The organism is Neisseria sp. SLRRB23 (assembly GCF_050896295.1).
GTDB lineage: Bacteria > Pseudomonadota > Gammaproteobacteria > Burkholderiales > Neisseriaceae > Neisseria.
The window spans coordinates 1-21,351 of the sequence record NZ_JBPBFH010000013.1 but is presented as its reverse complement, the minus strand read 5'-3'; the positions used below and the strand labels follow the sequence as shown (position 1 = coordinate 21,351).

18 protein-coding genes and 2 pseudogenes are annotated in these 21,351 nt (G+C 52.6%); 5 read left to right on the top strand and 15 right to left on the bottom strand.

What is annotated here, in order from left to right; genetic code table 11:
• Positions 1–177: 177 nt before the first annotated feature.
• From ACRPFF_RS04765 to tyrS, 3 genes and pseudogenes are all read right to left on the bottom strand, one after another.
• Positions 178–1,181, bottom strand: a pseudogene (locus ACRPFF_RS04765) (IS5 family transposase); the annotation flags it as partial.
• Positions 1,182–1,376: 195 nt separating this feature from the next.
• Positions 1,377–1,499 (bottom strand): hypothetical protein, encoded by a 123-nt coding sequence (locus tag ACRPFF_RS04760; protein ID WP_432673953.1) that lies wholly within the window; start codon positions 1,497–1,499, stop codon positions 1,377–1,379.
• A 16-nt stretch (positions 1,500–1,515) separates the two neighbouring features.
• Positions 1,516–2,811: a tyrosine--tRNA ligase gene (gene tyrS, locus ACRPFF_RS04755; RefSeq protein ID WP_432673951.1), complete on the bottom strand. Its 1,296-nt coding sequence runs from the start codon at positions 2,809–2,811 to the stop codon at positions 1,516–1,518.
• 255 nt (positions 2,812–3,066) lie between these two features.
• Between tyrS and ACRPFF_RS04750 the strand changes: the two genes are divergently transcribed.
• The gene (locus ACRPFF_RS04750) at positions 3,067–3,345 is read left to right on the top strand and encodes a hypothetical protein (RefSeq protein ID WP_170314416.1); all 279 of its coding nucleotides are present in this window, start codon (positions 3,067–3,069) and stop codon (positions 3,343–3,345) included.
• Positions 3,346–3,359: 14 nt separating this feature from the next.
• Here the strand turns inward: ACRPFF_RS04750 and ychF are convergent, their stop codons facing one another.
• Positions 3,360–4,451 carry a redox-regulated ATPase YchF gene (gene ychF, locus ACRPFF_RS04745; protein ID WP_432673949.1) on the bottom strand — a complete coding sequence of 364 codons (1,092 nt, stop codon included), beginning with the start codon at positions 4,449–4,451 and terminating at the stop codon, positions 3,360–3,362.
• 115 nt (positions 4,452–4,566) lie between these two features.
• The gene (locus ACRPFF_RS04740; protein ID WP_432673947.1) at positions 4,567–6,243 is read right to left on the bottom strand and encodes a formate--tetrahydrofolate ligase; all 1,677 of its coding nucleotides are present in this window, start codon (positions 6,241–6,243) and stop codon (positions 4,567–4,569) included.
• Between the two features lie 178 nt (positions 6,244–6,421).
• Here ACRPFF_RS04740 and ACRPFF_RS04735 point away from each other — a divergent pair, with 178 nt between their 5' ends.
• The gene (locus ACRPFF_RS04735) at positions 6,422–6,853 is read left to right on the top strand and encodes an EamA family transporter (RefSeq protein ID WP_107792106.1); all 432 of its coding nucleotides are present in this window, start codon (positions 6,422–6,424) and stop codon (positions 6,851–6,853) included.
• 70 nt (positions 6,854–6,923) lie between these two features.
• Here ACRPFF_RS04735 and ACRPFF_RS04730 read toward each other — a convergent pair whose 3' ends face one another.
• Together ACRPFF_RS04730 and gyrB are read right to left on the bottom strand one after the other, a co-directional pair.
• Positions 6,924–8,309: an L-serine ammonia-lyase gene (locus ACRPFF_RS04730; protein WP_432673945.1), complete on the bottom strand. Its 1,386-nt coding sequence runs from the start codon at positions 8,307–8,309 to the stop codon at positions 6,924–6,926.
• A 95-nt stretch (positions 8,310–8,404) separates the two neighbouring features.
• A complete protein-coding gene (gyrB, locus tag ACRPFF_RS04725) occupies positions 8,405–10,795 on the bottom strand; it encodes a DNA topoisomerase (ATP-hydrolyzing) subunit B (protein ID WP_107997079.1) in 2,391 nt (796 codons plus the stop codon).
• Positions 10,796–11,060: 265 nt separating this feature from the next.
• Here gyrB and ACRPFF_RS04720 point away from each other — a divergent pair, with 265 nt between their 5' ends.
• Positions 11,061–11,933 carry a mechanosensitive ion channel family protein gene (locus ACRPFF_RS04720; protein WP_308018177.1) on the top strand — a complete coding sequence of 291 codons (873 nt, stop codon included), beginning with the start codon at positions 11,061–11,063 and terminating at the stop codon, positions 11,931–11,933.
• Between the two features lie 87 nt (positions 11,934–12,020).
• Complete coding sequence (locus ACRPFF_RS04715; RefSeq protein WP_432673977.1) at positions 12,021–14,057, top strand: M3 family metallopeptidase; 2,037 nt, start codon at positions 12,021–12,023, stop codon at positions 14,055–14,057.
• A gap of 528 nt (positions 14,058–14,585) precedes the next feature.
• On the opposite strand, the gene ACRPFF_RS04710 is transcribed toward ACRPFF_RS04715, so the two are convergent.
• The 8 genes from ACRPFF_RS04710 to ACRPFF_RS04675 form a co-directional block, all read right to left on the bottom strand.
• The gene (locus ACRPFF_RS04710; protein WP_432673943.1) at positions 14,586–15,749 is read right to left on the bottom strand and encodes a cytochrome-c peroxidase; all 1,164 of its coding nucleotides are present in this window, start codon (positions 15,747–15,749) and stop codon (positions 14,586–14,588) included.
• A 221-nt stretch (positions 15,750–15,970) separates the two neighbouring features.
• A complete protein-coding gene (locus ACRPFF_RS04705) occupies positions 15,971–16,537 on the bottom strand; it encodes a manganese efflux pump MntP (protein ID WP_432673942.1) in 567 nt (188 codons plus the stop codon).
• 1,049 nt (positions 16,538–17,586) lie between these two features.
• On the bottom strand, positions 17,587–18,654 hold the full coding sequence (gene porB, locus ACRPFF_RS04700; RefSeq protein WP_432673941.1) for a trimeric porin PorB: 1,068 nt from the start codon (positions 18,652–18,654) through the stop codon (positions 17,587–17,589).
• A 361-nt stretch (positions 18,655–19,015) separates the two neighbouring features.
• Positions 19,016–19,171, bottom strand: a complete 156-nt coding sequence (locus tag ACRPFF_RS04695; protein ID WP_219207893.1) for a hypothetical protein — start codon at positions 19,169–19,171, stop codon at positions 19,016–19,018.
• 13 nt (positions 19,172–19,184) lie between these two features.
• Complete coding sequence (locus ACRPFF_RS04690) at positions 19,185–19,508, bottom strand: type II toxin-antitoxin system PemK/MazF family toxin (RefSeq protein WP_432673940.1); 324 nt, start codon at positions 19,506–19,508, stop codon at positions 19,185–19,187.
• Positions 19,496–19,735 carry an AbrB/MazE/SpoVT family DNA-binding domain-containing protein gene (locus ACRPFF_RS04685; RefSeq protein ID WP_002227726.1) on the bottom strand — a complete coding sequence of 80 codons (240 nt, stop codon included), beginning with the start codon at positions 19,733–19,735 and terminating at the stop codon, positions 19,496–19,498. Before ACRPFF_RS04685 ends, ACRPFF_RS04690 begins: the two co-directional genes overlap by 13 nt.
• A 122-nt stretch (positions 19,736–19,857) precedes the next feature.
• Positions 19,858–20,661: a tRNA pseudouridine(38-40) synthase TruA gene (gene truA, locus ACRPFF_RS04680; protein ID WP_432673938.1), complete on the bottom strand. Its 804-nt coding sequence runs from the start codon at positions 20,659–20,661 to the stop codon at positions 19,858–19,860.
• A 21-nt stretch (positions 20,662–20,682) separates the two neighbouring features.
• Entirely contained in the window at positions 20,683–21,087 is a 405-nt protein-coding gene (locus tag ACRPFF_RS04675; protein ID WP_432673936.1) for a hypothetical protein, read from the bottom strand.
• A 28-nt stretch (positions 21,088–21,115) separates the two neighbouring features.
• Here ACRPFF_RS04675 and ACRPFF_RS04670 point away from each other — a divergent pair.
• Positions 21,116–21,351 (top strand): annotated as a pseudogene (locus tag ACRPFF_RS04670) (IS110 family transposase); the annotation flags it as partial.

Below are 21,351 nucleotides of genomic sequence, written 5' to 3'. Positions count from 1 at the left end.
ATCTGTCAGGAGGACAAAAAACCTTCCGAGACCTTTGCAAAATTCTTTCTCCCCTCAACAGCCGAAATCTAAACAAAGATTTTCGGCTGTTTTTGTTTCACATATCCACTGATTCTACCCAAATACCCCCTTAATCCTCCCCGGATACCCGATAATCAGGCATCCAACCGCCTTTGGGGCGGCAACAGGCATACTTAGCCTGTTGGCCGCTTTCAACAGGTTCAAACACATCGCCTTCAGGTGGCTTTGCGCACTCACTTTAATCAGCCCGAAATAGGCTGCCCGGGCATAGCGGAATTTACGGTGTAACGTACCGAAGCTTTGTTCGACCACATAACGGGTCTTCGATAAATACCGGTTGCGTTTGGTTTGCGTCTCCGTCAGCGGACGGTTGCAGTGGGCTTTGCGCATAATGCCGTCTAATAACCGATGCTCTTCCAGATGTTGCCGGTTTTCCTCGCTGTCATAGCCTTTGTCGGCATAGACGGTTGTGTCTTTGGCTATTCCTTCCAGCAAAGGCAACAGGTGGTTGCACTCATGGGTATTGGCGGGAGTGATGTGCAGTTTCTCGATATAGCCTTCCTCATCGGTACGGTATGTTGTTTGTAACCGAGTTTGTAGAAGCCGTTTTTCTTTGTTCAACGGGCATCTTTATCTTTGCTCGGTGTGGTTTGGCCGCTGACTTGTCCTTCGTCATCCACTTCTATGGCCTGACGCTGTTTGCTGCCGGCGGTTTGAATAATGGTGGCGTCAATGACGGCGGCGGATGCTTTCTCTACTTTTAGGTTTTTTTCGGTCAGTTGGCGGTTAATCAGTTCCAGCAATTCGGACAGGGTATCGTCTTGCGCCAGCCAATTGCGGTAGCGGCATAAGGTGCTGTAATCGGGGATGCTCAGTTCGTCAAAACGGCAAAACAGGTTGAAGTCGATGCAGGTAATGAGGCTGTGTTCGAGTTCGGGATCGGAGAGACTGTGCCATTGTCCGAGCAGGACGGCTTTGAACATGGACAACAGGGGATAGGCGGGGCGGCCGCGGTGGTCTCTAAGGTAACGAGTTCTTTGACGGTTCAGGTACTGTTCGATCGGTTGCCAATCAATCACTTGATCTAACTTTAGCAATGGGAGGCGGTCGATGTGCTTGGCGATCATGACTTGTGCGGTTTGCCTGAAGAAGGTGCTCATGAGAAATCCCCTAAATGTCTTGGTGGGAATTTAGGGGATTTTTGGGGAGTTTTGCAAAGGTCTCCTTCCGCCGTTATTTCCCACAGGCGGTAATCCGATCCGTTGGGATTTTGCAACTTCAAATCAATCCGCAAACTGAAATCCCGTCATTCCCATGAACGTGGGAATCTAGAACGCAGGGTTGGAGCAAGCGTTTTATCCGATAAGTTTCCGCACCGACAGACCTAGATTCCCGCCTGCGTGGAAATGACGGCATATCGGCAGGCGCAGGGTGTTTTGCATTTGATAAAAATGCCGTCTGAAACCTTCAGACGGCATTTCTGCGGCAATCGGATTATTTCCAAACCAAAAGCGCGTGGTTGCGTTTGCCGCGCCGAAGGATGGTGTATTTGCCGAAACGTTTGTGTTCGTCGGTCAACAGATAGGCATCATCGGGGCGTTCGGCGGCATGGTTCGGATTGTTGGCTTCGGCAGGTTTGCCGTTGAGCAATACCGCTTTGGCGTTGACAAAGCCGCGCGCTTCTTTGTTGGAGGATGCCAAGCCGGTTTTGACCAAGGCTTCGACGGCGTTGATGCCGTCTGAAACTTCAAATGCGGGCAGTCCGTCGAGGGCGAGCTGCTCGAAGTCGCTTTCGGTAAGCCGGCTTTGGTCTTCGGCAAACAGGCTTTCGGAAATGCGCTGTGCGGCTTGCAGGGCGGCTTCACCGTGAATCAGGCGGGTCATTTCTTCGGCGAGGATGCGTTGCGCTTCGGGCTTGCTGCCGCTTGCCTTGTCTTTCGCTTCGATGGCATCGATTTCTTCAACCGACAGGAAGGTAAAGTATTTCAGGAATTTATACACATCGGCATCGGCGACCTTCAGCCAGAATTGGTAGAACTGGTACGGCGAGGTTTTTTTCGCGTTCAGCCATACTGCGCCGCCTTCGGTTTTACCGAATTTGGTGCCGTCTGATTTGGTAACCAAAGGCAGAGTCAGGCCGAATACTTGTTTTTGGTGCAGGCGGCGGGTCAGGTCGATACCGGCGGTGATGTTGCCCCATTGGTCAGAGCCGCCGATTTCCAAAACCGCGCCGTGGCGTTTGTTCAACTCGGCGAAGTCGTAGCCTTGCAGCAGGGAATAGGCGAACTCGGTGAAGGAAATGCCTGCGCCGTCGCGGTCGATGCGCTGTTTGACGGATTCTTTGTTCAGCATGGCGTTGACGGAGAAATGTTTGCCGATGTCGCGCAGGAAGTCGAGGCAGTTCATTTTGCCGAACCAGTCGGCGTTGTTCGCCATAATGGCGGCATTTTCGCCTTCAAAGCTTAAGAAAGGGGTCAGTTGGTTGCGGATGCTTTCTACCCAGCCGGCAACGGTTTCGGCGGAATTCAAGCTGCGCTCCACAGCTTTGAAGCTGGGATCGCCGATCATACCGGTCGCGCCGCCTACTAAGGCAATCGGCGTATGCCCCGCCTGTTGGAAGCGGCGCAATGCCAATACGGGCAGCAGGTGTCCGATATGCAGGCTGTCGGCAGTCGGGTCGAAACCGCAATAAAGGGAAATTTTTTGTTCGTTCAACAAAGCGTCTAAGGCTTCGATGTCGGTAGTTTGCGCGATAAGGCCGCGCGATTGCAGGTCTTGGATGACGCTCATTAGAAATCTTTGTCCTTTCTCTTTTTCGCTTGATTCAGTAAATATTTCCCTTTTGGGGAGATGGAAGATGTTTTACTAAATTCATAGATTACCAAAGTGGGTAACAACAAATAAACAGAGTCTGCTGCTATTTGTAAAATAAAGATTGCATTTTGGAAGGCAGAAGTAATACTCATGCAAATAGTAACTTGCATAATGCCTAGTATAAGCACAGATTCATTCAAAGAAGCATATTTTTTATTATTCTGATACTTATTGAAACAGTATATTAATAGGCCGCAATTTATTAATAAGCAAAAGAAAATCCCAAGTTGTGCTCCTATACATGGTTTTGAAAGAAATTGTAAGGAGTCGTCAGTCAAACTTAGCATGAGCTCAATGGTTATTAATAAAAATGAGCCAATCAACATCCATAAGGATGTTGATTTTATTTCTCTAAATGATTTATGGCTTGAGATTGCTAAAAAAGCCAAAGAAATCAATATGAATAATAATGATAAACCAATGAATATTAGCAAAGAATATACTATGTAACTGCTTGGCATGGTTTACACGTTAAACAAAAAGTGCATCACATCTCCGTCTTGCACGACGTATTCTTTGCCTTCCACACGCATTTTGCCGGCTTCTTTGGCTTTGGCTTCGCCGCCTAAAACGATGAAGTCTTCGTAGGCGATGACTTGGGCGCGGATGAAGCCGCGTTCGAAGTCGGTGTGAATCACGCCGGCGGCTTGCGGGGCGGTGTCGCCTTTGTGTATCGTCCACGCGCGGACTTCTTTTACGCCGGCGGTGAAGTAGGTTTGCAGGCCCAAGAGGTCGTAGCCCGCGCGGATCAGGCGGTTCAGGCCCGGTTCTTCTAAGCCCATTTCGGCGAGGAACTCGGCTTTTTCGTCGTCTTCCAATTCGGCGATTTCGCTCTCCATCGCGGCGCATACGGCGACGACGGGGGCGTTTTCTTTTGCAGCCAATTCTTTCAGGTGGTCGAGGTGCGGATTGTTTTCAAAACCGTCTTCGGAAACGTTGCCGACGTACATGGCAGGTTTGGCAGTCAGCAAGAACAGCGGTTTGAGCATGGCGAGTTCTTCCGCGTCCAAACCGAAGGAGCGTACAGGCTTGCCTTCATCCAGATGCGGCAGCAGTTTTTTGCACAAATCGACCAGTTTTTGCGCGTCTTTGTCGCCTGAGCGGGCGCGTTTTTCTTCGCGGACGATGGCTTTTTCGACACTTGCCAGGTCGGCAAGTGCCAACTCTGTGCCGATGGTTTCAATGTCGGCAATCGGATCGACGCGGCCTGCAACGTGGACGATGTTGTCGTCGTCAAAGCAACGCACGACGTTAACAATCGCGTCAGTCTCGCGGATGTTGGCAAGGAACTGGTTGCCCAGGCCTTCGCCTTTACTCGCGCCTGCAACCAAACCGGCAATATCGACGAATTCGACGATGGCGGGCTGCATTTTTTGCGGATTAACGATTTTCGCCAGCTCCGCCATGCGCGGGTCGGGCACTTCGACGATGCCGACGTTGGGTTCGATGGTACAGAAAGGATAGTTTGCCGCTTCGATGCCCGATTGGGTCAGCGCGTTAAAGAGGGTGGATTTGCCGACGTTGGGCAAACCGACGATGCCGCATTTCAAACTCATGTTTTTTCCTGAAAATAGAGAAATTTAACGGAGAATTATAACATATTGCCTCCAGCATCCTGCAAAAATGCCGTCTGAAACAGCGTTCAGACGGCATCCGGTTTCAGAAAACCACTCAGAACAAGCCGTGAATCACGCCTTCTGCGTCCACATCGATTTTCTCGGCAGCCGGAACTTTCGGCAGACCCGGCATTTTCATCATATTGCCGCACAACGCAACGATGAAACCTGCGCCTGCGGAAACAGTGATACCGCGCACGGTAATGCGGAAGCCTTCGGGGCAGCCTAGAAGTTTGGCGTTGTCGCTCAAAGAATATTGGGTTTTCGCCATGCAGATCGGCATTTTGTCCAAGCCCAGTTTTTCCAGTGAGGCGATTTCGGCAGACGCTTCCGCGCTGAAATCGACATCTTCCGCGCCGTACACTTTTTGGGCAATCGCACGGATTTTGTCTTTGATGCCCAACTCGACATCGTAGGCGAAACCGAAGTTATTAGGTTGGTTGTCGATGGCATTGACGACTTTGTGCGCCAAGTCTGCACCACCCGCGCCGCCTTTGCCCCAGACTTCGGTCAGGGAAACTTCAACGCCGTGTTCCGCGCAGGCTTTTTCAATCATGGCCAACTCGGCATCGGAGTCGGACACGAAGCGGTTGATGGCGACGACGACGGGCAGACCGAATACGTTTTTCAGGTTGGAAATGTGTTTCAAGAGATTAGGCAGGCCTTTTGCCAAGGCTTCGAGGTTTTCTTCGCCGAGGTTGGCACGCTCCACGCCGCCGTTGTATTTCAAAGCGCGAACAGTGGCCACAACAACAGCCGCATCAGGTCTCAAGTCCGCCAGACGGCATTTGATGTCGCAGAATTTTTCCGCGCCCAAATCCGCGCCGAAGCCTGCTTCGGTTACGGCGTAATCGGCAAGATGTTTCGCCAAACGGGTGGCGGTAACGGAGTTGCAGCCGTGGGCGATGTTGGCGAACGGGCCGCCGTGTACAAAGGCCGGCGTGCCTTCGATGGTTTGTACCAAGTTGGGCTTAATCGCATCTTTGAGCAGGGCCGCCATCGCGCCATTCGCTTTCAAATCTTTGGCGTAAACGGGGCTACCGTCTTTGGCGTAGGCGACGAGGATGTTGCCCAAACGCTCTTTCAAATCGCTGATGTCTTTGGCAAGGCAGAATACCGCCATCACTTCGGAGGCAACGGTAATATCAAAACCGTCAAGACGCATCACGCCGTCAACGGGTTTGCCCATACCGTCGATGATGTTGCGCAACTGGCGGTCGTTCATATCGACCACGCGCCGCCACAGCACACGTTTCGGATCGATGTTCAACTCGTTGCCTTGGTAGATGTGGTTGTCGAGCATGGCGGCGAGCAGGTTATTCGCCGCACCGATGGCGTGGAAGTCGCCGGTGAAGTGCAGGTTGATGTCTTCCATCGGCAAAACTTGGGCATAGCCGCCGCCTGCCGCGCCGCCTTTCACTCCGAACACCGGACCCAAAGAAGGCTCGCGCAAAGCAATCACAGAGTCTTTGCCGATATGGCGCAATGCGTCCGCCAAACCGATGGTTACGGTGGTTTTGCCTTCGCCCGCCGGAGTCGGGTTGATGGCGGTAACCAAAATCAGACGGCCTTGTTTTTGCGGCAGTTTAAACGCTTCGGCAGGATTGATTTTGGCTTTGTAATGACCATAGGGCTCGATGTTGTCAACGTTCAAACCCAGCTTGGCAGCAATTTCACCAATCGGGCGCATGGTGGAGGATTGGGCGATTTCGGCATCGGTTTTGAAGCTCATGATTTTCCTTTATTGAGAGAGGGAAAGGCCGTCTGAAACAATACACTAAAGACGGCTGGAAGAAAAAGAATATTCGTTCTATTATAACGTTTTCCAAAGACAAACCGCAGTGAAAATTTTGATATTTCATCAACAAGCGGATTCATATTGTCAACAATTTGAAACAAGGGAATAAAACATGAGCAGCAACGCATGGCTATTTTGGGCATTGGCATCGGCAGGCTTCGCCTCATTGACCGCCATTTTCGCCAAAATGGGTTTACAGGGTATAGATTCAGATTTCGCCACCTTTATCCGTACCTTGGTCATCCTCGCCGCTTTATTATTATTTTTAACCTACACCGGCAAATGGCAGGGTGTGAACGGCTTTACCGGCCGCAACTGGACATTCCTCATCCTATCCGGCCTTGCTACCGGCGCATCTTGGCTCGCCTATTTTAAAGCCCTGCAACTGGGTAACGCCTCGCAAGTCGCCCCCGTCGACAAATTCAGCCTGGTTCTGGTTGCCCTGATGGCAGTAGTCTTCCTCGACGAACGCCCCAGTACGCAGGAATGGATAGGCTTGGGACTGGTAACGGCAGGTGTATTGACGCTGGCGTTGAAGCGGTAAACCCACAAGAAATAAATGAAATGCCGTCTGAAAAACTGTTTTCAGACGGCATTTCTGTTTCTGTCCATTCTCAGCACTCAACCACGCGCACGGATACGGGGATAGCTTTTTTCTGGAGTGTAGCGGCGAGTCCGGCGAGCGAGGTTTCTTTGTAGGTTGCCTTCATATCCCGACCGGTCTGCAACATGGTTTGGATGACTTCGTCGAGCGAGACTTTCTTGTCCGTGCCGTCTTCCAATAATGCCAGGGTGGCAAGCTTAAGAGCTTTTTCGGCGGCTATGCCGTTGCGTTCGATGCAGGGGATTTGCACCAGTCCGCCGACGGGGTCGCAAGTCAGGCCCAGATGATGTTCCATCGCCATTTCGGCGGCGTTTTCCACTTGTTTGGGCGTGCCGCCGATAACTTCGGCGTATGCGCCCGCCGCCATCGAACACGCTACGCCGACTTCTCCCTGACAACCGACATCCGCCCCGGAGATGGAGGCATTGGTTTTGTAGAGGATGCCGATTGCGCCTGCGGTGAGCAGGAAGTTTTCGACACGTTCCTGAGTGGCGTGTGGATTGAACTTGCGGAAATAGTGCAATACTGCGGGAATGATGCCTGCCGCGCCGTTGGTCGGGGCGGTAACGACGCGTCCGCCGGCGGCGTTTTCTTCGTTGACCGCCATGGCGTATACCATCGGCCAAAGCTGAGTGTTGACGATTTCGGTTTCGCGCAAGACTTTGAGCTTGGCGGCAAGCTGCGGGGCGCGGCGGCGAACGTTCAATCCGCCGGGCAGTTCGCCGTCTGCCGCCAAACCGCGCTTGATGCAGCCTTCCATAACCTCGGCAACACCGGCAACACGGCGGCGGATTTCGGCTTCGCTGCATCCGGCAAGCGCGGCTTCGTTTGCCAACACGGCTTCGGAAATATCCAGCTGGTTCAGACGGCATTGGGCAAGCAGCTCGGCACAACTGTTGTAAGGATAAGGAACGGTTTTTTCCGTTTCCGCCTGCCGCTCGAAATCTTCTTCGGTAACGACAAAGCCGCCGCCGACCGAATAATAAACCTGCTCCTTCAAGACTGCCCCGTCTGAAGCATAGGCGGTGAAACGCAGGCCGTTCGGATGTTTGGGCAGCACTTGGTCGCCGCGTATATGCAAATCGCGCCGGGGGTCGAACACAATTTCATCTCCGTTAAGCAGTAGGATATGCTGGGAGCGGATACGTTCGAGGCGGTCGGGAATGTCGGCAAGCGGAATATCGTGCGGCAGGCTGCCTTCCAAACCGAGCATCAGCGCGTCAAACGTACCGTGCCCTCGCCCTGTCAGTGCAAGCGAGCCGTAAATGTCGATGGCGATGCGGGCGATTTGCGCGTCCAAGCCTGCGGCAAAGGCAGCGGCGGCCTTCATCGGGCCGACCGTATGCGAACTGGAAGGACCGATACCGATTTTAAAAATATCAAAAATACTGATCATATTTTACTCCGACGGTTTTTTCAGACGGCATGGCTTCCGTTTGACAAACCAAAAGGAGACGCGGCAAGCTGCCCGTCTCCTTTTTTCATTTTGACTTATGCGTCGATATTTTGGGCAATCAGCGCGTTGTTCTCGATAAAGGCACGGCGCGGCTCGACCTCGTCGCCCATCAGGGTAACGAACACTTCGTCGGCGGCAATGGCGTCCTCAATGCGTACCTTCAGAAGGCGGCGCACGGACGGATCCATCGTCGTTTCCCACAGCTGTTCGGGGTTCATCTCGCCCAAACCTTTATACCGCTGGATGCTCATACCCTTTTGCACGTTTTGCAACAGGATGTCCAACGCTTCTTCAAAGCTGCCGACAGGATATTCGGTTTCGCCCTTAAACAAGGTCGAACCGGCTGCAACCAAACCTTTCAGCACGGCGGCAGTCTGAACAATGGTCTGATAGGCTTTGCTGTTGAGGAATTTGGATTCGAGGTAGCTGGTCATCACATTGCCGTGCAGCTTGCGCGTGATCTTGATGAAGCGGTTGCCTTCGTGTCCTTCCACGCGTTCCAACACCACTTCTTTTTCATCCAACAAGGCGGAAAGATTGGCAATGGCGCGGTCTGTGCTATCTGCCGAAGACAAATCGACGGGTTCGGCATACAGCATCGCCTTGAGCACCAAATCATCGATGATGCGGCTTTCCTGTCCGATAACGGTTTTTGCCAGCAGGAACTGCTTGGCGGCGCTTTCCAAATCTTTCCCCTCCAGCACTTTGCCGTCTGAAACGATTTTGGCTTTTTCCAAGGCGAGTCCGAGCAGCCATTGGTCTTTTTCCAACTCGTCCTTGAGGTAACGTTCCTGTTTGCCGTACTTCGCTTTATACAAAGGCGGCTGGGCGATATAGATGTAGCCGCGCTCGACCAGTTCGGGCATTTGGCGGTAGAAGAAGGTCAGGAGCAGGGTGCGGATGTGCGCGCCGTCCACGTCGGCATCGGTCATGATAATGATGCGGTGGTAACGCAGCTTCTCGGCATTGAATTCTTCCTTGCCGATACCTGCGCCCAACGCAGTAATCAAAGCGGCTACTTCCTGACTGGCGAGCATTTTTTCAAAGCGCGCCTTTTCAACGTTCAAAATCTTGCCCTTAAGCGGCAAAATCGCTTGGAATTTGCGGTCGCGGCCCTGCATGGCGGAACCGCCTGCAGAATCGCCCTCGACCAGATAAAGTTCTGACAAGGCAGGATCTTTTTCTTGGCAGTCGGCGAGTTTGCCGGGCAGCCCCAAGCCGTCCATCACGCCTTTGCGGCGGGTGATTTCACGGGCTTTGCGGGCGGCTTCGCGCGCGCGCGCGGCATCGACGATTTTGCTGGTGATGATTTTGGCTTCGGTCGGGTTTTCTTCGAGGAAGTCGGTCAGGGCTTGGTTGATGACTTCGTTGACGACGGGGCCGATTTCGCTGGAAACCAGTTTGTCTTTGGTTTGGGACGAGAATTTGGGGTCGGGCAGTTTGACGGACAACACGCAGGTCAAACCTTCGCGCATATCGTCGCCGGCGGTTTCCACTTTGGCTTTTTTGGCGACTTCGTTGGCTTCGATGTAGCTGTTGATGGTTCGCGTCATCACTTGGCGCAACGCAGTCAAGTGCGTACCGCCGTCGCGCTGAGGGATGTTGTTGGTAAAGCACTGCACGCTTTCTTGGTAGCTGTCGTTCCACTGCATCGCGCATTCGACGCTCATGCCGTCTTTCTCGCCGAACGCGTAGAAGATTTTTTCGTGCAACGGCGTTTTTTTTCGGTTCATGTATTGCACGAAACCTGCCACGCCGCCGGAAAGTGCGAAGCTTTCGTGTTTGCCGTCGCGTTCGTCGGTCAATTCGATGTCCACGCCGTTGTTCAGGAAGGAAAGTTCGCGGATGCGTTTGGCAAGGATGTCGAAGCTGTATTCGACGTTGCCGAAGGTTTCCGTACTGGCGAGGAAGCGCACGGTCGTGCCTTTTTTATCGGAATCACCGACAACTTTCAACGGCTCTTCGGTTTCGCCGCGCACGAAGCGGACGAAGTGTTCTTTGCCATCGCGGTAAATAGTCAGCGTTACCCAGTCGGACAGCGCGTTAACGACGGACACGCCCACGCCGTGCAGGCCGCCGGAGATTTTGTAGCTGTTGTTGTCGAATTTACCGCCAGCGTGCAAGACGGTCATGATGACTTCAGCGGCGGAGCGTCCTTCTTTCGGGTGGATGCCGGTGGGCATGCCGCGGCCGTTGTCGGCCACGCTGACGGAATTGTCGGCATGGATGGTTACGGTGATTTTATCGCAATGTCCCGCCAGTGCTTCGTCGATGGCGTTGTCCAATACTTCGAACACCATGTGGTGCAGGCCGCTGCCGTCCTGCGTGTCGCCAATGTACATGCCGGGGCGTTTGCGTACTGCTTCCAAGCCTTCGAGCACCTGAATGCTGTCGGCACCGTATTCTTCGTGTTTTTGTTCAGTCATATTTTTTGCCGGATTTTGAAAAGATTTTGCGATGTCGCCAAAACAGTCCGCACCTTGTGAAAAAAGCGGGCGGGACGGCGTATATAATTGTGTATTATAGCCGATTTCGCCGCCTGATTCAGCGTTATCCGCATCCGTATGCCGTCTGAAGGGGAGGGCGGCGCATTGGTGGCCGGTACGGGCGCGGGATTTGCCGGCAAAGTGGCAAAAGCGTTTTTTTGCCACTAAAATCTACACTCTATACTTTTCGGACAGGGGCGCGGAAATGGAAATATGGAATATGTTGGACACTTGGCTCGATGCCGTCCCGATACGTGCGGAGGCGGCCGAATCCGTGGCGGCGGTCGCGGCTTTGCTGCTGGCGCGCGCCCTTCTGTTGAATATCCACTTCAGACGGCATCCGGATTTCGGCATCGAAAGCAAGCGGCGGTTTTTGGTTGCCAGCCGCAATATAACGCTGCTTTTGGTGCTGTTTTCGCTGGCATTTATCTGGTCGGCGCAAATTCAAACGCTGGCTTTGTCAATGTTTGCGGTGGCGGCGGCGGTCGTCGTGGCGACGAAGGAACTGATTATGTGTTTGTCGGGCAGTATTTTAAGGTCTGCCACCCAGCAATACTCGGTCGGCGACTATATCGAAATCAACGGCCTGCGCGGGCGCGTGGTCGACATCAACCTGTTGAACACGCTGATGATGCAGGTCGGCCCGAACCCCTTGGTCGGACAGCTTGCGGGAACCACCGTTTCTTTCCCCAACAGCCTGTTGTTGAGCCACCCCGTGCGCCGCGACAATATTTTGGGCGACTATGTCATCCATACGGTCGAAATCCCCGTTCCCATCCATTTGGATTCGGATGAAGCCGTATGCCGTCTGAAAGCCGTACTCGAACCCTTGTGCGCGCCCTACATCCCCGCCATCCAACGGCATTTGGAAAACGTGCAGGCGGAAAAACTGTTTATCACGCCCGCCGCCAGACCGCGCGTTACCCGCGTGCCGTACGACGACAAGGCATACCGCATCATCGTCCGCTTCGCCTCCCCCGTTTCAAAGCGGCTGGAAATCCAGCAGGCGGTTATGGACGAGTTTTTGCGCGTACAATACCGCCTGTTAAATCATCCCGCCGACTCCGAAACACTTTAACTTTTCCCATCCGGCACCATTTCCGGCTTCAGACGGCATATTGCCGATATGCCGTCTGAAGCACAACACGCAAAGGAAACCCATCTTATGACTGACAACGCACTGCTCCACTTGGGCGAAGAACCCCGTTTCGACCAAATCAAAACCGAAGACATCAAACCCGCCCTGCAAACCGCCATCGCCGAAGCGCGCGGACAAATCGCCGCCATCAAAGCCCAAACGCACACCGGCTGGGCAAACACCGTCGAATCCCTGACCGGCATCACCGAACGCGTCGGCAGGATTTGGGGCGTGGTATCGCATCTCAACTCCGTCGTCGATACGCCCGAACTGCGCGCCGTCTATAACGAACTGATGCCCGAAATCACCGTCTTCTTCACCGAAATCGGACAAGACATCGAGCTATACAACCGCTTCAAAACCATCAAAAATTCCCCCGAATTTGCAACGCTTTCCCCCGCACAAAAAACCAAGCTCAACCACGACCTGCGCGATTTCGTATTGAGCGGCGCGGAACTGCCGCCCGAACAGCAGGCAGAACTGGCAAAACTGCAAACCGAAGGCGCGCAACTTTCCGCCAAATTCTCCCAAAACGTCCTAGACGCGACCGACGCGTTCGGCATTTACTTTGACGATGCCGCACCGCTTGCCGGCATTCCCGAAGACGCGCTCGCCATGTTTGCCGCCGCCGCGCAAAGCGAAGGCAAAACAGGCTACAAAATCGGTTTGCAGATTCCGCACTACCTCGCCGTCATCCAATACGCCGACAACCGCGAACTGCGCGAACAAATCTACCGCGCCTACGTTACCCGCGCCAGCGAACTTTCAGACGACGGCAAATTCGACAACACCGCCAACATCGACCGCACGCTCGAAAACGCCCTGCAAACCGCCAAACTGCTCGGCTTCAAAAACTACGCCGAGCTGTCGCTGGCAACCAAAATGGCGGACACCCCCGAACAAGTTTTAAACTTCCTGCACGACCTCGCCCGCCGTGCCAAACCCTACGCCGAAAAAGACCTCGCCGAAGTCAAAGCCTTCGCCCGCGAAAGCCTGAACCTCGCCGACCCGCAGCCGTGGGACTTGAGCTACGCCGGCGAAAAACTGCGCGAAGCCAAATACGCATTCAGCGAAACCGAAGTCAAAAAATACTTCCCCGTCAGCAAAGTTCTGGCAGGCCTGTTCGCCCAAATCAAAAAACTCTACGGTATCGGATTCGCCGAAAAAACCGTTCCCGTCTGGCACAAAGACGTGCGCTACTTCGAGCTGGAACAAAACGGCAAAACCATAGGCGGCGTTTATATGGATTTGTACGCACGCGAAGGCAAACGCGGCGGCGCGTGGATGAACGACTACAAAGGTCGCCGCCGTTTTTCAGACGGCACGCTGCAACTGCCCACCGCCTACCTCGTCTGCAACTTCACCCCGCCCGTCGGCGGCAAAGAAGCCCGCTTGAGCCATGACGAAATCCTTACCCTCTTCCACGAAACCGGCCACGGCCTGCACCACCTGCTCACCCAAGTCGACGAACTGGGCGTATCCGGCATCAACGGCGTCGAGTGGGACGCAGTCGAGCTGCCCAGCCAGTTTATGGAAAACTTCGTCTGGGAATACGACGTCTTGGCACAAATGTCCGCCCACGAAGAAACCGGCGCCGCCCTGCCGAAAGAACTCTTCGACAAAATGCTTGCCGCCAAAAACTTCCAACGCGGTATGTTTCTCGTCCGACAAATGGAGTTCGCCCTCTTCGACATGACCATTTACAGCGAAGACAACGAAGGCCGTCTGAAAAACTGGCAACAGGTTTTAGACAGCGTGCGCAAAGAAGTCGCCGTCATCCAACCGCCCGAATACAACCGCTTCGCCTTGAGCTTCGGCCACATCTTCGCCGGCGGCTATTCCGCAGGCTATTACAGCTACGCATGGGCGGAAGTCCTCAGCGCCGACGCATACGCCGCCTTTGAAGAAAGCAACGACGTCGCCGCCACAGGCAAACGCTTCTGGCAAGAAATCCTCGCCGTCGGCGGCTCCCGCAGCGCGGCAGAGTCCTTCAAAGCCTTCCGCGGACGCGAACCGAGCATAGACGCACTGCTGCGCCACAGCGGCTTCGACAACGCGGCTTGATCGATGTGAACAAAAAATGCCGTCTGAAACAATCAAACAGTGTTTCAGACGGCATCAGCATTTGCACGGTTTCGCCATTTTCACAAAAACAGCAAACCAAAATCCCGTCATTCCCGCGCAGGCGGGAATCCAGACCGGTCGGCACGGAAACTTATCGGGTAAAAAGGTTTCTCCAGTCCTGAGTCCTAGATTCCCACTTTCGTGGGAATGACGGGATGTAGGTTTCCTTAACCCTGAGTCCTAGATTCCCACTTTCGTGGGAATGACGGAATATAAGTTCCCATATCGATTTGAATCGATTAGGATAGTGTGGATTCGGTGGGAATGACGGCATATTTTTGTATCTGGTATAAAAGATCGTTTGAAATCTTTTCAGGTGTAGGGCGGATGCGTAGCAACTGTATTTTTCACCCCGTCGGGCAAAAATACAGTTGCTACGGTATATTCTGCGTATCTGACGCGACGAAATATAAAATGCCGTCTAAAACAGATTCCCGTTTCAGACGGCATTTTTGCGTACCGACCGGATTATTTGTTGTCCGGCTTAGATTCCATCGGTGCGGTCAGGGGCAGTTCCGGCATCGTGCGCGCTGATTCGGAAACATTGCCGGAAAGTGCATTCAGGAATACGACGATGTTATCCACATCTTCTTTCGGAATGTCTTTACCCAATTGTGCCTTACCCATGATGGTAACTGCCTTATCCAGCTCCCACACGCTGCCGTTGTGGAAATACGGATAAGTTTTAGCCACGTTACGCAACCCCGGAACACGGAAGAAAAATTCGTCTTCGGTTTTTTTGGTTACGTCAGCACGGCCTTTGTCGCGTTTCGGGTCTTCAATGAATTTCCAATACGGCCCTTCGACCAGACCGAATTTCTGGAAGGTCGTACCTCCAAGGTTGACACCGTTGTGGCAGGCAATACAGCCGTTGTCCATGAACGCGCGCACGCCTTTTCGTTCCTGTTCGCTCAGGGCGTTGACATTGCCTTTGAGGTATTCGTCCCATTTGGTCGGCGTCAGCAGGGTACGCTCAAACGCACCCAATGCGGTAGTGATGTTTTTAAACGAAACCGCGCCGTCTTCAGGAAAAGCTTTTTTAAACATTTCTTGATATTCGGGAACTTTGGCGATTTTGGCTGCAGCCGCCTCTTGCGAATCATTCGCCATTTCCACCGGATTCACCAAAGGCCCGCCCGCCTGTTCTTCAACGTCNGCCGCACGTCCGTCCCAAAACTGGCTGCCCAGCAGCGCGGCATTCAATGCGGTAGGCGAGTTGCGTCCGCCGAACTGCCCTTTGTGCCCCTGACTGGTCGGCATATTGTCCACACCGGCGGAAGCAAGGTTGTGGCAAGAGTTGCAGCTCACGGTATTGCCTTTGGAAAGGCGCGGTTCATACCAGAGTTGGTGTCCGAGTTTGACCTGTTCTTCGGTAAACGGACGGATTTTCTGCATTTCTTCGACAGTCGGCAGAGGTTGGAATACGCCTTGCGCGCGTTTCAAAAGGTCTTGGTCTTCGGGCGAGGCCGATGAAGCGGAAGGAACGGCTTCCGAGGCCTGTACTTGGGAAGCCGCTTCGGTCTCAGAAGCAGGAGAAGCATTACCTGCCGCAGACTTTTCCTGACCGCCGCATGCCGCCAACAGTGAAGACAATGCCAATACTGATGCGAGGTAACGGAGTTTGAAAGACATCGTGTATTCCTTATGGTAGGTTAAAATTATTGTTCAAACCGGCAGGCAAACCTGTTCTGCCGATTATTTCTTCAGTGTACCTATCGCACCTTTAGCCATATTTGCGGAAAATCAATATTTTATTTTCAATAGCTTTACACAATAATAACGATAAAGAATCAAGTTTAACAAAATGCCGTCTGAAACCGGTAAAGCTTCAGACGGCATTTTATTTTCCGACATCATTGAATCAAACCCAAATGCAACAAGAGCGTCCATGTACCGATGGCAATCAACACCAAACCTCCGGCAAATTCCGTACGCCTGCCGAACAATACGCCCAAAGCCCTTCCCGCCGTCAGCCCGATGGTAACCATCACCGTAGTCGCCATACCGATTACGGCGGCGGCAAAGGCGATGTTTACCTCCATAAACGCCAAGCCCACCCCGACTATCATGGAATCAATACTGGTTCCAAAAGCAGTCAGAACCGTCAACCACCAGCTTTCCCGTTTGCTTTCCCGCGCGTCCTCCGCCTCGCCGGACAACCCTTCTCGCATCATTTTCAGACCCAGCCCGCCCAGCAGGACAAAAGCCACCCAATGGTCCCATTCGCTGATAAACGGCTTGGCATAAAAACCGCCTACCCAGCCTGCCAGCGGCGTGAGTGCTTCGACCGTGCCGAACACCAAAGCCGTTGCTGCAATTTTGCGCGGGGGCATCCTGACCGCCGCACCCTTTGCCAGCGCGACGGCAAACGCATCCATCGACATTCCCAGCGCAACCAAGAGCAAAGCGTAAAGACTCATACCGCACCCATCCTCAAAAAGGGCGGATTATAGCAAAACAGCAAAGCACGAAAAACGCCGCACGAAAACCCGCATCCCGTCATTCCCGCAAAAACAAAAAATCAAAAACAGAAATCCCGTCATTCCCCAAAAACAAAAAAATCAAAAACAGAAATTTCGTCATTCCCGCGCAGACGGGAATCCAGAGCTGTCGGAACAGAAACTTATCGGATAAAACGGTTTCTTGAGATTTGACGTTCTAGATTCCCACTTTCGTGGGAATGACGCGGAAAAGTTGCTGTGATTTCGGATAAATTTTCGCAATGCTTAATTTCCGTTTTACCCGATAAATGCCCGCAACCTCAAATCCCGTCATTCCCCAAAAACAAAAAAATCAAAAACAGAAATCCCGTCATTCCCGCGCAGGCGGGAATCTAGGTCTGTCGGTGCGGAAACTTATCAGGTAAAACGGTTTCTCCAACCCTGCGTCCTGGATTCCCACTTTCGTGGGAATGACGGTATGTAGGTTNGTAGGAATGACGTGGTGCAGGTTTCCGTGCGGATGGATTCGTCATTCCCGCGCAGGCGGGAATCTAGGTCTGTCAGTGCAGGAACTTATCGGGCAAAACGGTTTCTTGAGATTTTGAGTCCTGGATTCCCACTTTCGCGGGAATGACGCGGAAAAGTTGCTGTGATTTCGGATAAATTTTCGCAACGCTTAATTTCCGTTTTACCCGATAAATGCCCGCAACCTCAAATTCCGTCATTCCCCAAAAACAAAAAAATCAAAAACAGAAATCCCGTCATTCCCGCGCAGGCGGGAATCTAGGTCTGTCAGTGCGGAAACTTATCGGATAAAACGGTTTCTTCAGCCCTGCGTCCTAGATTCCCACTTTCGTGGGAATGACGGAATGTAGGTTTGTGGGAATGACGGCGGAGAAGTTTCTGCTTTCCCGATAAATGCCCACTCTCGTGGGAATGAAGGCTGCCGCATTAAATAGCAAACGAATCATTTCAAATAAAAAAGCCTGTCTGACGACAGGCTTTTTGTTGATACCAATCTTTTCAGATTAGAATTTGTGACGCAGACCAACCATGCTGGCAGTTTTTTCGACTTTTTCCGCGCCTTTGCCTTGTTTCAACCAACCGGCAGAAACCAGAGCGGAAGTGCGTTTGGAGAAGTCGTAGTCGGCACCAACGATAACTTGGTCGTATTGGTAACTTGCTACTTTCTCGCCATTCACTTTAGCTTTGAAGCCGTGAGCGTAAGAAACGCGAGGCGTTACGTTGCCAAAACGGTAAGCGGCAGTAGCGGCAACTTGAGTTTGCTCGTGTTTTTTACCAATAGTGGGAGAACCAACCTCGTTGTTTTTAGCAGCTTCATGCTGACCGGCAACAGAAACATACAGATCATTAGCATCGTAACCGGCAACTACGCGGTGTACTTGGTAATCCTTAACAGCATGGGCATTTGCAGTATTTACTGCAACACGTTCTGCATCAGTGTTCAAATCAGCATATTTGGCAAAAGAGCCTGCGTATTGACCGAAGAAACCGGCATTTTCGTATTTCAGACCGGCGTGGTAAGACTCACGGCTGGACTTCGTATGTTTGTATTTATCCACATCATTCGCATTGTCGCGCGGAACGTATTGTACGCTGCCGCTGAAGCCTGCAAATACGGGAGAGTCGTAGCGTACGGAGATTTCACGGCTTTCTACACGACCGATAGTACCCAGTCCCAGTACATCTTCGGTGTTAGAACCAGATTCCCATGCATTGACGTTGTCGCCGCTGTCTTTCAATACGGTGTTCAGATTACCGGCGCGGACGGTACCGAAGTCGCCTTTCAAGCCGATGAAGGATTGGCGGTTACCCCAGCCGCTGTTAGTGCCGGCGATGGAGGCTTTTTGTTCCAACTGCCAAATGGCTTTCATGCCGTTGCCGAAGTCTTCTTGACCTTTGAAACCGATTTTAGAACCGAAGTCGGCAATTTGGGTTGCAGTTTTGGTTTTTACGCCTTGATTTTTTACGCGAGAAACTTCTACACCTGCTTTAATTGTACCGTACAGGGTAACGTCAGCCATCGCTGCAACAGGCAGAGCTGCCAAAGTCAGAGCAATCAGAGATTTTTTCATTGCTGTATTCCTTTTCGTAGTTAAGAAATTTAAGCAGACCTAACTTTCCAATCCGCTTAGGCTTTACACCTACCGCCGAGGGGTTCGGCGATTTCATGTCTGAAACTATAGATGTTCCTGTCTGAAAAAACAAACTTCTGCCTGTTTTTGTGTGGAATCCGATGTGCATTTTGAAGGGCGGATAGAGATATTACGGGTATTTTTTGTTTTATAACATATGGTTATTTAAAATTTTTAAGATTTGCATTTTTACAACACTTACTTGGGAAGGCATTGGAGGGCATTGCAAACCGGGGGTTATAAAGACAGCAAAAACCGCACACGCGGTTTCTTTCGGAACGGGCGGATGTGAAACCCGACCCTACAATAAAATGCCGTCTGAACCGACAGGTTCAGACTCCTGCCGGTAAAAATGGCGGCAGCAAGGTTTTCCGTTTTGAATGCCGTCTGAAAGGAGGAAAAGATTGCGGGCGAGTGTAAAACCCGACCCTGCGGCAGGATAATGAACACAATCCATTCAGACTATTCAATCAGGCAAACATCTCCTGCAATACTGCAAACAGTTTTTCAGCCGTACTGTTGTCTAAATTTCCAAGATGTTTGACCAATCCGGCTTTATCCACAGCCCTAATCTGTTCGGGCAAAAGCAAACCGTCTTTATCCTGAAAGCGGACATTGACGCGGAACGGGGCAGGACGGCTTCCGCTCGTCATAGGAACGATCAGCACAGTCTTGAGATGGTTGTGTATTTCAGGAGGAGATACTACGACACAAGGACGTGTCTTTTTGATTTCGCTTCCTACGGTCGGGTCTAAGGAGACCAGATAGATTCCGCCGCGTACTACCATATCCATTCTTTATCCGCTTCGTTTTCAATTTCGGAAAAAAAATGCTCCTGCTCGGTTTCGACAAGCATTGCGGCAGCTTCTGCCCATCCCCTGCGAACGGTAGGACAGCTTAAAATAATATTGCCCTTTTCAACTGTAACAGCCAAGCTGTCCACTGCCCCTATTTGACTCAATAATGATTTGGGCAGAATCACTCCTTGCGAGTTTCCCATTTTGCGTATGTTGAGAATCATATACGTACCCTATTTACCAGTTTATGTAATAACAATGTTATTACCTTGATGAGGTAGTGTCAACATTGAAAAAGATTGCCTGACAGTTTGTCCGATTTCAAAATCTCCGCGACAAGAATGTTTTAAAGCCATTCGGGGATTTGGGGACGGATGATGCCGTATGCCTCGGGATAGTCGACGCCGGTCAGGTAAAGCCCATCGGGCATGAAGGTCGGTGGGGCTTTGAGGCGGCTGCGTTCTTGAATCAGTGCGGCGAAGCCTTCGACGCTGAGTCTGCCGCTGCCGACATAAACGAGCGCGCCCATGATGTTGCGTACCATGTGGTGCAAAAAGGCGTTGCCGTGCAAATCGAGGCGGACGAGTCCTGCGCTTTGGGTAAGGTCGGCGCGGTAGATGGTTTTGACGGGGGATTTTGCGTGGCAGTCGGCGGCACGGAAGCTGGAGAAGTCTTGTTCGCCGATCAATAAGGCGGCAGCCTGCCGCATCTGCGCGATGTCGAGTTTGAGGTGTGTCCAGCCTGCCCTGTTTTTGAGCAGGGGGGAACGGACGGGGGCGGATTCGAGCAGGTAGCGGTAATGTCGTCCGTATGCGTCAAATCGGGCATGAAATGCGGGGGCGACCTGTTGGGCGTGCAAAACGGCAATGCCTTCGGGCAGGTGGGTATTTACGCCGCGTACCCATGCCTGTTGGGGACGGACGGCAGTTGTGTCAAAGTGGACGACTTGGGCGGTGGCGTGCACGCCGGTGTCGGTTCTGCCGGCAACGGTGGTGGCGACAGATTCTCCTGCGATTTGGGCGAGCGCGGTTTCCAATGCCGTCTGAACGGTCGGTACGCCGCCCGCCTGTTTCTGCCAGCCGTAAAAACGGCTGCCGTCGTAGGATAGGGTCAGTGCCCAGCGTTGTGTGTCGGGGGGTTGTGTGTTCATTGCGGATTCTGCCGGTGGGTTTCAGACGGCATTGTATCGCAGATTTTGCAGGGAAACGGCAAACTCCCGGGGCTCGCGGCGTTGTTTGGGAAGTTGTTCGGGGTTGGTTGGATACAGAGTGCGCCGCAGGGTGGGCTTCAGCCCACCGATTCCACCGTCTTCACCGATTCCGTTTGATTCGCCGATTCCAACGATTCCGTCAATGTTGCCAAACCCACCGTTTTTACCGACTCCGTTTTCAGACGGCATCGGTTTGCCGGCATTTGCGGGGTTGGTTTGATTGGCGGGGTTGGTGGGCTGAAGCCCACCCTTGTATATTGGAATCACCGTATCATAGCAACAAACCGCCCGGCCGCCACCCGCGCCCACCCAAGGCACACAACCGTTGCGCAGCTCAGGGAGCGGCAGGGCAACCCATCGACACAACCGGACAGTTGCCGGACAACACAACCGAATGCAAGGCAGGTTGATGATGAGTACCCGATACCATTACGCAGGTATCGACATCGCCAAACGAAACTTCGTCATCGCCGTTTCGTCTTTGTCTAAAACCAACGAGCAGACATAGCCGTGATTATCGCCAACCCGCGTCAGACGCATCAGTTTGCCCAATCGCAGTCGCTGACCAAAACCGACGCCAAAGATGCCAAAATGCTCGCCTTCTTCGCACAGATGACGGCACAGAAAGAA